Below are 11,150 nucleotides of genomic sequence, written 5' to 3' on the forward strand. Positions count from 1 at the left end.
AAACGATTGCGCGAGCTTTTTTGTAATAAATTAGTTAGAATCTGCGCCATCAAATTTGGAGTTGGTTATCTTATAGCTTGATTATAAGAACACCCCAAAGGTCTTTACCAAAACTGGCCAATATTTTATCTCTTACTGGTATCTAAGATACTCCACGCTAAGAAGATAGAAACAAGTTCTTTTTTGGCAAATATCTTTATTTTAACCCCATGAATTTGAGGAAGATGGAAGCATGAATAACGCTCGTCCAATTCGCCGCGCTCTCATCAGCGTATCAGACAAAACTGGTATCGTTGAATTTGCACAAGCTCTTGCTAACCGTGGTGTAGATATCCTATCTACCGGTGGCACTGCTCGCCTGCTTGCTGAAAAAGGCATCTCTGTTACAGAAGTATCTGATTACACTGGTTTCCCAGAAATGATGGATGGCCGTGTTAAGACTCTGCACCCAAAAGTTCATGGTGGTGTTCTAGGCCGTCGTGGTCAAGATGATGACGTGATGGAAACTCACGGTATCAACCCTATCGATATGGTTGTTGTAAACCTATACCCATTCGCAGAAACCGTTGCTAAAGAAGGTTGTACCCTTGCTGACGCTGTTGAGAACATCGACATCGGCGGTCCTACAATGGTTCGCTCTGCAGCGAAAAACCACAAAGACGTAACTATCGTTGTTAACGCACACGACTACGAGCGCGTTGTTGCTGAAATGGACGCGAACGAGAAATCTCTAACGCTAGAGACTCGTTTCGACCTCGCTATCGCAGCATTCGAGCACACAGCTTCTTACGACGGCATGATCGCAAACTACTTCGGCACTATGGTTCCATCTTACGGTGCCTCTCTACTTGATGAAGAAGGAAAGAAGGCTGATGAAGAGTCTAAATTCCCTCGCACGTTCAACCAACAGTTCGAGAAGAAACAAGACATGCGCTACGGTGAGAACAGCCACCAAGCGGCAGCATTCTACGTTGAAGCGAACCCTGAAGAAGCGTCGGTTTCTACTGCTCGCCAAATCCAAGGTAAAGCGCTTTCTTACAACAACATCGCTGACACTGACGCAGCACTTGAGTGTGTGAAAGAGTTCGACCAGCCAGCATGTGTAATTGTTAAGCATGCTAACCCATGTGGTGTTGCACTAGGTGAAGACATCCTAGAAGCTTACGACCGTGCATTCAAAACAGACCCAACGTCTGCATTTGGCGGCATCATCGCTTTCAACCGTGAGCTAGACGCTGCAACAGCAACGGCTATCACTGAGCGTCAATTCGTTGAAGTTATCATTGCACCATCTGTTTCTGCGGAAGCAGTAGCAATCGTAGCGGCTAAGAAAAACCTTCGCCTGCTTGAGTGCGGTGAGTGGACAACTAAGACAACTGGTTTTGACGTGAAACGCGTTAACGGCGGTTTGCTAGTTCAAGACCGCGACCAAGGCATGGTGTCTGAAGATGACCTTAAAGTGGTTTCTAAGCGCCAACCTACAGCTGAAGAGCTAAAAGATGCCCTATTCTGCTGGAAAGTAGCGAAATACGTTAAATCTAACGCTATCGTTTACTCGAAAGGCGACATGACAATTGGTGTTGGCGCTGGCCAAATGAGCCGCGTTTACTCTGCGAAAATCGCAGGCATCAAAGCTGCAGACGAAGGTCTACAGGTTGAAGGTTGTGTGATGGCATCAGATGCATTCTTCCCATTCCGTGACGGTATCGACGCGGCAGCAGAAGCGGGCATCAAGTGTGTTATCCAACCGGGCGGCTCTATGCGTGATGACGAAGTTATCGCAGCAGCAGACGAACACGGCATGGCGATGATCTTTACGGGCATGCGTCACTTCCGCCACTAATTTCCTCTTCGTATTTGGCACTGTGGCGTCGTTAGCTGCTTTCGCCCACCCCGGTCACATAGTGGACTATGCTTCCGGGGATGGGCTCAATTGCTGCCTAGCCACATCACCAACTACTTTGAGCAAAACTTATAATTTTGTTTTTTAAATATTCCGATATTTGAAATACGTAGAGCAAGTCAGCGACTTTAGTTCAAGGAAAACACGCGGAGCTTATGACCATAAGTGAGCATGTTTGACACAGAAATAAAGGCTCTGAAGCAGCTATAAGGATTTTAAAACATGAATGTACTTATTATTGGTGCTGGCGGTAGAGAACATGCTTTGGGTTGGAAAGCGGCACAAAACCCAAACGTTGAAACAGTATTCATTGCTCCAGGTAACGCAGGTACTGCGCTTGAACCTAAACTTGAGAACGTAAACATCGGCGTTGAAGACATCGCAGGTTTAGTCGCGTTTGCTCAAGATAAAAAAATCGAACTGACTATCGTTGGCCCTGAAGCACCATTGGTTATTGGTGTTGTTGATGCATTCCGCGAAGTTGGCCTACCAATCTTCGGTCCAACTCAAGCGGCAGCACAGCTTGAAGGCTCTAAAGCATTCACCAAAGACTTCCTAGCTCGCCATGAGATCCCAACAGGTTACTACTCAAACTTCACTGAGATTGAGCCAGCTATCGCTTACGTTCGCGAGCAAGGCGCTCCAATCGTAGTAAAAGCTGACGGTCTTGCGGCGGGTAAAGGCGTTATCGTTGCGATGACACTTGAAGAAGCTGAAGACGCAATCAAAGACATGCTAGCAGGCAACGCATTTGGCGAAGCAGGCAGCCGCGTGGTAATTGAAGAGTTCCTTGAAGGCGAAGAAGCAAGCTTCATCGTAATGGTTGACGGTTCTAGCGTTCTGCCTATGGCCACTAGCCAAGATCACAAACGTGTTGGCGACAAAGACACTGGCCCTAATACTGGCGGCATGGGTGCTTACTCTCCAGCTCCAGTGGTAACTCCTGAAATCCATAACCGCATCCTTGAGGAAGTTATCTATCCAACGGTACGTGGTATGGACGCAGAAGGCGCTCCTTACACTGGTTTCCTTTACGCAGGACTAATGATCGATGCTGACGGCACGCCTAAGGTTATCGAATACAACTGCCGCTTTGGCGACCCTGAAACGCAACCTATCATGATGCGTATGGAGTCAGACCTTGTTGAACTTTGCCTAATGGCTATCGATGAGAAGCTAGACGAAGCAGAATCAAAGTGGGACCCACGCGCTTCTATCGGTGTTGTTCTTGCTGCTGGCGGTTACCCTGCTGACTACGCAAAAGGTGACGTTATTTCACTGCCAACCAGCGAAGTTGAAGGCCAAAAGGTTTTCCACGCGGGTACGACAAATAACGAAGCTGGCGACGTTGTGACAAACGGTGGCCGTGTACTTTGTGCAACGGCACTGGGTAATACGGTTTCTGAAGCTCAGGAGCGCGCTTACGCGTTGACGAAGCAAGTTAGCTGGAATGGTATGTTCCACCGCAATGACATCGGTTACCGTGCGATTGCGCGCGAGCAAGAACAGTAATCAATCTTGTTACTCGCTTACTTTCCAATAACAGTAAGCAAATGACAGAAAAGGCGCCTCGATAGGCGCCTTTTTTATCACTCAATCTCTCTAGGAATCTGTACCTGTACAGACAAATCAGCACTTGGCCTACAGCAAGCCAAATACCCTCAATCCTTTAGTTGATCGCTATTCTTTCAACAATGACGGCCTAACGACACAATCATGGCTGTCTTCAGCCAGCATCAGTAACTCTTCTACGCTCATCTTACCTAGTGAATCACTGCCAAGAAACGCCGCATAGCTTTCCACAGACGCCAATCGATCGATCACGAAGCTTGGCAAGGTCTGATTAAATTCAAAGCGATCAAACTCACCACCAGCACACGTTTCAAAAGAACGACCATTCCAGTAACCCTGAACCAGTCTTAGCCCTTCGTCATGCTGCTTCATCGTAGTTTCTAAAACCGACTTGGCTTCTTTCTGGTAGCTTTCGAGTTGCTTAACTTGGATAGGTAAAATTTTGCTATCAATACGATACTGCTGATATACAGCTTCGCCTGACTTATTAAAACGCACATGGACACTATACGGAACCAGCTCATTAGAAGAATTACGTTGCTCACCTTCACGAATAAATTCACGAAGTATACCTTCCGACCAAGCATAGTCCGTTTGGTACCAGCCGTAATCGCCTACAGTGACGTAGTCAGCTGAAGTATGAGGTTGTGTTAGCTTGTTTGTAACCCAGTAGAAACTTGTCGCGTCGCCCATGACTTGGCCGCCGGTGTGAGTTTCAAATTGCTCTAGGTTTTTGCGAGGGCTGGTTGATGAACAGCCAATGAGAAATGTAGATAATAGTGAAACGAGAAGAAATGCTTTTTTCATAAAACCTGTACCGAGGTGGAATACGACTACCTCGGTACAGTTTAGATTATTTCACTGAATCTTTCAGCGCTTTACCTGCAACAAATGCTGGAACATTTGCAGCAGCGATTTGGATCTCGTCACCAGTTTTTGGGTTACGGCCAGTGCGAGCTGCACGGTGGTTTACTTTAAAAGTACCAAAACCAATTAGCTGAACTTGATCGCCATCTTTAAGAGCATCTGTAACACCGCCAAGAGTCGCTTCTAGAGCAGCTTTAGCTTGTGCTTTAGAAAGGTCCGCTTTTTCAGCAATAAAGTCGATTAATTGAGTCTTGTTCATTTTAGGTTTCCCTTCTTTGTATTTTTGAATTCGATTCACTCTAAAACATAAATGCCCCATCTGGCAAAGGTTTGTCGTCGATCTTTAGCTCTAATGCCGTAGTTTTAGCCATAATATGAGTAATAACTCACAATTTGTTACTGATTTTACTGAGCAAGCCCTTGTTTAAAAGGGGCTGAGAGCAAAATTAATGATGACCTAGCCACTACTTATTCTCTATAATCCACGCTGAATCGCTGCTAAAGCGTACAATTTAATTTAAGGGCAAACATGCTGCTGCTAACTATTTACGTCTCCATTGCTATTGGAGTTTCTTTCATTTGTTCTGTTTTGGAAGCTGTACTTTTGAGTATTAGTCCGAGCTACATTGCTCAACTAAAACAAAATGGGCACCCTGCAGCAGAGTCATTAGACAAACTGAAAACCGATATTGACCGCCCACTTGCGTCAATTTTAACGCTCAACACCATCGCGCACACCATAGGTGCAGCGACAGCGGGTGCACAAGCAGCAGTCGTTTTTGGTAGCCAATGGTTAGGCGTATTCTCTGCCGTATTAACTCTGGGTATTTTAGTTCTGTCTGAGATTGTTCCAAAAACCATTGGCGCAACCTACTGGCGTCAACTTGCTCCAGCATCATCAAATGTGCTTCGCTGGATGGTCTTTTTCCTAACACCATTTGTGTGGTTCTCAGAGCAAATTACCAAACGTTTAGCTCGCGGCCACCAGGCACCAAAAATGCGTGATGAGCTATCTGCAATGGCTATTTTGGCAAAAGAGAGCGGTGAATTTGCTGAAGGTGAATCAAAAATTCTGAGCAATCTGTTAGGTATTCAAGATGTACCCGTGACTCAAGTCATGACACCACGCCCTGTTGTATTCCGCGTCGATGCAGAAATGAGTGTCAATACGTTCCTAGAACAACACAAAGACACGCCATTCTCACGCCCACTGGTTTACAGCGAGCAAACTGACAATATCATCGGTTTTGTCCACCGCTTAGAGCTGTTTAGATTGCAGCAAGCGGGTTGTGGTGAGAAGGCTCTGGGTGAAGTGATGCGCCCTATCCACGTCTTGCTAAACAACATGGGCTTAGCTAAGGCCTTTGACCAAATGATGGCAAACCGCCTGCAACTGTCTTTAGTTGTGGACGAGTACGGCACAATTCAGGGCATCATCACCCTAGAAGATATCTTTGAACACCTAGTGGGTGAAGAGATTGTCGACGAAGCAGATAAAACCACAGACATGCAAGAACTGGCGTTCCAACGCTGGGAAACTTGGAAAGAGACACACGGTGTTATCGAAAACCGCGATGAAGAGGACGAGCTAGAAGAAAAAACTCTAGCAGACAACGACACCTCAGACTCAAAGTCAGCGGATGAAAGCAAGGTTCAAAAAGAAGACAAGAAAGACGCTTAATCTAAATTTGATAGCGTCAGATACAACAAAGGCTCCCTAGGGAGCCTTTGTTTCTACTCGTACCTTGATGCAATTGCAGATTATAGTGCAACACCAATGTTACTGACCGGGTCTTCACGCAGTTCGTGACGTAGGTCTTTGATCAGCTCTAAGTCACGCTCAGTCGTTTCACGTAGAGGTCGGAAAATGGCCCACTGAACGTCCCACTCTTCACATACCGCTTCGTTTTCTTTCTGGTTTTCGTTCGTCACTTCTTCAGCGCCTTGAGCAAACTCAAGCTCAGCAACCGTCTTCACCGATTGTTGACTCACTTTAATTACCGCTTCCAACATATGCTCACGATCAAGTAGACCATGGATTAATGTTGCTAAGCCTTGGCATGCGTCCATTGCAGGGTAAACACCATAGAAATCAAAATCATCTGCGCTAGGGAATAGCTCTTCTACTTTCTCAAGTTGACGCTCAAAGTTCACCTTTGCCGTTTTAACGGTTAGGACTTCCCAAATGCTATCCAAAACATCACGGTAGATTCGAGCTTCCGCAAATTCTGTATTCTCACAAAACATGGCATAGTTAGGATACATACGCTCACATAGACACGCCATAAAAGTAATTTGTTGCCAAGGTTCTAACTTTTCAAGACGAACCTGCAGTGGATTCTGAAGCATAGTCACTCAATAATTGCAGAAAAAGACAGCGAAAGTGTACTTGATAAACCCTGGGGGGAAAAGGTAAGCCGATGAACAATTTTACGAATAAGCTCTATATTCTTACCGAGCATGACGATACCTATACGCAACTGATTCTAAACCAAGGGTTACCTGACCTCGAAATCACTCAAAACCCCGAATTAGCTGAGATCGTACTGGCAGCTCCTCCTTTAATAGCGGAGCGACTTAATGAGTTTAAAAATCTAGACTGGATGCAAAGTACCTATGCAGGAATCAATAAACTCACTCAGCCGGATCTGCGCCAAGATTATACGCTGACCAACGTCAAAGGCATCTTCGGCCCTGCGATTGCTGAATACGTGTTGGGTTACACGATCAGCCACTGTAGACACTTTCCTCACTACCACCAGCAACAAGTACAACGAAACTGGCAGCCACAGCTTTATACTAGCCTAACTGACAAAACCATGGTGATTTTAGGAACGGGGTCAATTGGCAGTCATTTAGCTAAAACCGCTGCTGCTTTTGGTATTCACACCATAGGTGTCAACCGGACAGGTATCCCATCAAAGCAAGAAACCTTCAAAGAAACTTTCCACATTAATGAATTAGAAGCCGCCCTCAAGCAAGCGGATATTGTAGTGAACACATTGCCATCAACGGATGATACCTACCAACTACTGAATCAAACCACCTTAAGCTACTGCTCTAACGTATTGCTGTTTAATGTGGGACGTGGGGAAAGCGTAGATAATAAAGCGTTACTGCTTGCGATTAAGAATAAATGGGTTGAACACGCTTTCTTAGATGTCTTTGAATGCGAACCTCTCACACAAGAACACCCGTTTTGGAAATTGCCTCAAGTAACCATCACACCACACATTGCGGCTCTAAGTGAGCCAAGACAGGTCGTGGAGATCTTCGCCAATAATTACCAACAATGGCGAGATGGTTTTACACTTAATCACACCATTGATTTTGATAAAGGCTACTGATGTTCTCGTCACTGCTCACCGAGATACGACAATGCACCGCTTGTGAACCTCATTTATCACACGGTGCAAACCCAGTGATTCAGGCACACCCAAACGCGCGCTTGTTAATCATAGGCCAAGCACCCGGTATTAAGGTTCATGAATCATCTATCCCTTGGAACGACGCCAGTGGCGAGCGATTGAGAGAATGGCTAGAGATGGACAGCGATACGTTTTATGACGAACAAAAAGTCGCGATTGTCCCGATGGGCTTTTGCTATCCAGGAAAGGGAAAAAGTGGCGATCTACCGCCTCGAAAGGAGTGCGCTGCGCTATGGCACAAAAAAGTACTGCAATCACTGCCCAACATCCAAATGACCTTGCTGATTGGTCAGTATGCGCAAAACTATTATCTAAAAGAGAAAGCCACCAGCACACTCACTGAAACGGTACGTAACTGGCAGGCTTGGGCTCCAGAATTTTTGCCACTTCCCCACCCTTCACCACGTAATAATATCTGGCTCAAGAAAAACCCATGGTTCGAAAGTGAAGTCATTCCCTATATCAGGAAGCACGTATCAGAGCATTTGGCCTGCCATGATCCAAATGCCTAATTAGCTGCACATCAACGATGATTTAGTCGATATTGAGTGCGGATAGAAAGATAATAAAAAAGCGCTGCCGATTTCTCGACAGCGCTTTTTCTAAAAACACATACTGAATTACTTATGGTATGGCTTAGATAGGTCGTGAACTGCGTCCACAAATACACCAGCATTTTCTGGTGGCACATCTAGGTGAATACCATGGCCAAGGTTAAATACGTGACCAGTACCGCCGTCACCAAAACCTTCAAGGATAGTGCCGACTTCTTCACGAATACGCTCAGGTTGTGCGTAAAGTACTGATGGGTCCATGTTGCCTTGTAGAGCCACTTTATCGCCAATACGTGCTTTTGCATCAGCAATATTGATTGTCCAGTCTAGGCCAACTGCATCACAGCCGGTCGCTGCGATAGATTCTAGCCACATGCCACCGTTCTTAGTGAACAGAGTAACCGGTACACGGCGACCTTCGTTTTCACGAATTAGGCCATCGACAATTTTGTGCATGTACTGCAGTGAGAACAGGTTGTAGTCACGCGGAGTAAGTACACCACCCCATGTGTCGAATACCATTACCGATTGTGCACCTGCTTTAATTTGCGCGTTCAGGTATTCAATAACAGTGTCAGCCAGCTTATCTAGAAGTAAGTGCAGCGTTTGTGGCTCTGCATACATCATCTTCTTGATTTTAGTAAATGCCTTCGAACTGCTGCCTTCAACCATGTAAGTTGCCAATGTCCAAGGACTACCAGAGAAACCAATCAGTGGCACTTCGCCTTTCAGGTCTTTACGGATCTGACGAACGGCATTCATTACGTATTGAAGTTCACCTTCAGGATCCGGTAGGCCAATCTTTTCTACGTCAGCTTTACATGTGATAGGGCGTTCAAACTTAGGGCCTTCACCTGTTTCGAAGTACAAACCTAACCCCATCGCATCTGGGATAGTTAGGATGTCAGAAAACAAGATTGCCGCATCAAGCGGGAAACGACGTAAAGGTTGAAGTGTTACTTCTGATGCTAGTTCAGCGTTTTTGCACAAAGACATGAAATCGCCCGCTTCAGCGCGCGTTGCTTTATACTCTGGAAGATAGCGGCCAGCTTGGCGCATCATCCATACCGGTGTGTAATCAACAGGCTGTTTTAAAAGTGCGCGTAAATAGCGATCGTTTTTTAATTCGGTCATTCCGTTAAATTCCAATTCAATCTTGTCTAGTTTTGATGGCAAGTATTCTAACACTGATTGAAGGGTAAAAGCTGTGTGCTTTGCAACCTAGATCAAGTTATTAACTTTTAAATCCATGCTTAATTTGCACCCAATTACAGGAGCATGTTAAAAATTTGTTCGCTAGCGAAAATTACAATTATAACAACTGAGTAGTCACTACTCAGCATCTCATAACGACATCTTACTTACCCCCTCCACTTGTGGAGGGTTTTTTTTAGTGTTTGACCACCCATAGGCCAAATACTATTGGAGCACTTGCGCCAATAATGCCACCGAATTGAACACCGTCTGCCGATACGCTCGCGGTGATAACTTCAGGGTGACCAGCTGCCAAAACCGCTCCTGCGCCAGATAACACTAAACCCTTTTTAGCCGATGACAGGCCAATGTCGATTGAGAACTCTCGCTCAATAAGCACATTGTTGCACTTGATATTTTCAAACTCATTCACCAGATCTCTAATTCAGCTTGATTAATCAGTTATGCCTTGAGTCACACTGTCGTTTTGAGTTACCTTGTCTTATTCAAAGTCGTAGGTCACAATACGCTCTGTACCTGACTTTAATAAAATCAATGTCTCCTCAAACAAGGTTACCTAGCAATAGGGGCTAAATGGGGATGTTTGATTGAACGGTGAAAAATTTGGACCACACATTAATAGAGCAAGTTGAAGGGATATGCGTATCGCGAGGTGTTAGGCTAACACCCCAAAGAAAGCGAGTGTTTGAGCTTATCCTATCTAATAAAAAAGCCTCCAGTGCTTATGAATTATTAGAGCAATTGAAAGTCAGTGAACCGCAAGCCAAGCCTCCTACAGTTTATCGCGCTTTGGATTTTTTGTTAGAGCAAGGGTTCATTCACCGAGTTGAGTCAACGAATAGCTTTATATGCTGCTGCTCTTGCAATGCCAACACGCATTTTTCCCAATTACTGATCTGCGATAAATGTGGCACTGTGATAGAATTACAAGACGATGCGCTTGTCGCCCTACTCGCGAGTAACGCCGAGCAGCATGGATTCAAGTTGACCAACCATGTCATTGAATCACATGGCATTTGCCAAACTTGCTCCTCCGAAATGAAAGAATAAGATTATAGAAGAACATTATGCGCGCTGAATTTGTAAACCCGTTTTTAGCTTCTTTGATGAACGTACTAAAAACGATGGCATCTCTAGAATTAAAGCCTCAGAAACCAAGAGTGAAGAAAGATGAAATCGCTCGTGGTGATGTGTCCGGCCTAATTGGTATGGTTGGTACACAGTCTCGTGGCTCAATGTCGATCACCTTTGATGAAGGGCTTGCTCTAGAAATCATGGAAAACATGCTAGGTGAACGACCAAACGGTTTGAACGAAGAAGTGACCGACATGGTGGGTGAAATCACTAACATGGTAACCGGTGGCGCAAAGCGTATTCTTGCAGAAAGCGGCTTTGACTTCGATATGGCAACGCCAATCGTGGTTTCAGGTAAAGGCCATACTATTCGTCACAAGTGTGAAGGCGCAATCATCATCATGCCTTTCTCATCTCAGTGGGGTAATGCTTTCATCGAGATCTGTTTCGAATAGAGACAATCGACTAAATAAAAAGCGAAAGGCTGACGTACATACGTCAGCCTTTTTTTATTGCCGTAAATCAACGGACATAAAA

12 protein-coding genes are annotated in these 11,150 nt (G+C 45.2%); 7 read left to right on the forward strand and 5 right to left on the reverse strand.

Going from position 1 to position 11,150, the window contains the following annotated elements; translation table 11 throughout:
* The first annotated feature begins 232 nt into the window (after positions 1–232).
* Both purH and purD read left to right on the forward strand, forming a co-directional pair.
* The gene (gene purH / locus AB4653_RS06715) at positions 233–1,843 is read left to right on the forward strand and encodes a bifunctional phosphoribosylaminoimidazolecarboxamide formyltransferase/IMP cyclohydrolase (protein ID WP_009844686.1); all 1,611 of its coding nucleotides are present in this window, start codon (positions 233–235) and stop codon (positions 1,841–1,843) included.
* 282 nt (positions 1,844–2,125) lie between these two features.
* A complete protein-coding gene (gene purD, locus AB4653_RS06720) occupies positions 2,126–3,415 on the forward strand; it encodes a phosphoribosylamine--glycine ligase (RefSeq protein WP_009844685.1) in 1,290 nt (429 codons plus the stop codon).
* 168 nt (positions 3,416–3,583) lie between these two features.
* On the opposite strand, the gene AB4653_RS06725 is transcribed toward purD, so the two are convergent.
* Together AB4653_RS06725 and hupA are read right to left on the reverse strand one after the other, a co-directional pair.
* A complete protein-coding gene (locus AB4653_RS06725) occupies positions 3,584–4,282 on the reverse strand; it encodes a DUF1481 domain-containing protein (protein WP_009844684.1) in 699 nt (232 codons plus the stop codon).
* 46 nt (positions 4,283–4,328) lie between these two features.
* Positions 4,329–4,601 carry a nucleoid-associated protein HU-alpha gene (gene hupA / locus AB4653_RS06730; protein ID WP_004729753.1) on the reverse strand — a complete coding sequence of 91 codons (273 nt, stop codon included), beginning with the start codon at positions 4,599–4,601 and terminating at the stop codon, positions 4,329–4,331.
* Positions 4,602–4,871: 270 nt separating this feature from the next.
* Between hupA and AB4653_RS06735 the strand changes: the two genes are divergently transcribed.
* Positions 4,872–6,023 carry a CNNM domain-containing protein gene (locus tag AB4653_RS06735; protein WP_009844683.1) on the forward strand — a complete coding sequence of 384 codons (1,152 nt, stop codon included), beginning with the start codon at positions 4,872–4,874 and terminating at the stop codon, positions 6,021–6,023.
* 80 nt (positions 6,024–6,103) lie between these two features.
* On the opposite strand, the gene AB4653_RS06740 is transcribed toward AB4653_RS06735, so the two are convergent.
* Positions 6,104–6,691 (reverse strand): YjaG family protein, encoded by a 588-nt coding sequence (locus AB4653_RS06740; RefSeq protein ID WP_009844682.1) that lies wholly within the window; start codon positions 6,689–6,691, stop codon positions 6,104–6,106.
* Between the two features lie 71 nt (positions 6,692–6,762).
* Here AB4653_RS06740 and AB4653_RS06745 point away from each other — a divergent pair, with 71 nt between their 5' ends.
* Together AB4653_RS06745 and AB4653_RS06750 are read left to right on the forward strand one after the other, a co-directional pair.
* Positions 6,763–7,689, forward strand: coding sequence for a D-2-hydroxyacid dehydrogenase (locus tag AB4653_RS06745; RefSeq protein WP_009844681.1), 927 nt, complete (start codon positions 6,763–6,765; stop codon positions 7,687–7,689).
* Positions 7,689–8,282: a uracil-DNA glycosylase family protein gene (locus AB4653_RS06750; protein WP_009844680.1), complete on the forward strand. Its 594-nt coding sequence runs from the start codon at positions 7,689–7,691 to the stop codon at positions 8,280–8,282. Before AB4653_RS06745 ends, AB4653_RS06750 begins: the two co-directional genes overlap by 1 nt.
* 108 nt (positions 8,283–8,390) lie before the next feature.
* On the opposite strand, the gene hemE is transcribed toward AB4653_RS06750, so the two are convergent.
* Together hemE and AB4653_RS06760 are read right to left on the reverse strand one after the other, a co-directional pair.
* On the reverse strand, positions 8,391–9,458 hold the full coding sequence (hemE, locus tag AB4653_RS06755) for a uroporphyrinogen decarboxylase (RefSeq protein ID WP_004729761.1): 1,068 nt from the start codon (positions 9,456–9,458) through the stop codon (positions 8,391–8,393).
* A gap of 256 nt (positions 9,459–9,714) precedes the next feature.
* On the reverse strand, positions 9,715–9,951 hold the full coding sequence (locus tag AB4653_RS06760) for a hypothetical protein (protein ID WP_372103635.1): 237 nt from the start codon (positions 9,949–9,951) through the stop codon (positions 9,715–9,717).
* Between the two features lie 182 nt (positions 9,952–10,133).
* Between AB4653_RS06760 and zur the strand changes: the two genes are divergently transcribed.
* Together zur and AB4653_RS06770 are read left to right on the forward strand one after the other, a co-directional pair.
* Positions 10,134–10,589: a zinc uptake transcriptional repressor Zur gene (zur, locus tag AB4653_RS06765; protein ID WP_012603115.1), complete on the forward strand. Its 456-nt coding sequence runs from the start codon at positions 10,134–10,136 to the stop codon at positions 10,587–10,589.
* A 17-nt stretch (positions 10,590–10,606) separates the two neighbouring features.
* Entirely contained in the window at positions 10,607–11,068 is a 462-nt protein-coding gene (locus AB4653_RS06770) for a chemotaxis protein CheX (protein WP_009847897.1), read from the forward strand.
* Positions 11,069–11,150: the final 82 nt, after the last annotated feature.

This window comes from Vibrio sp. 10N.222.48.A3 (genome assembly GCF_041475345.1).
Classification (GTDB): domain Bacteria; phylum Pseudomonadota; class Gammaproteobacteria; order Enterobacterales; family Vibrionaceae; genus Vibrio; species Vibrio tasmaniensis_A.

Coding starts and splice junctions, on each gene's coding strand:
- purH (WP_009844686.1), top strand. CDS start 233: ATGAATAACGCTCGTCCAATTCGCCGCGCTCTCATCAGCGTATCAGAC.
- purD (WP_009844685.1), top strand. CDS start 2,126: ATGAATGTACTTATTATTGGTGCTGGCGGTAGAGAACATGCTTTGGGT.
- AB4653_RS06725 (WP_009844684.1), bottom strand. CDS start 4,282: ATGAAAAAAGCATTTCTTCTCGTTTCACTATTATCTACATTTCTCATT.
- hupA (WP_004729753.1), bottom strand. CDS start 4,601: ATGAACAAGACTCAATTAATCGACTTTATTGCTGAAAAAGCGGACCTT.
- AB4653_RS06735 (WP_009844683.1), top strand. CDS start 4,872: ATGCTGCTGCTAACTATTTACGTCTCCATTGCTATTGGAGTTTCTTTC.
- AB4653_RS06740 (WP_009844682.1), bottom strand. CDS start 6,691: ATGCTTCAGAATCCACTGCAGGTTCGTCTTGAAAAGTTAGAACCTTGG.
- AB4653_RS06745 (WP_009844681.1), top strand. CDS start 6,763: ATGAACAATTTTACGAATAAGCTCTATATTCTTACCGAGCATGACGAT.
- AB4653_RS06750 (WP_009844680.1), top strand. CDS start 7,689: ATGTTCTCGTCACTGCTCACCGAGATACGACAATGCACCGCTTGTGAA.
- hemE (WP_004729761.1), bottom strand. CDS start 9,458: ATGACCGAATTAAAAAACGATCGCTATTTACGCGCACTTTTAAAACAG.
- AB4653_RS06770 (WP_009847897.1), top strand. CDS start 10,607: ATGCGCGCTGAATTTGTAAACCCGTTTTTAGCTTCTTTGATGAACGTA.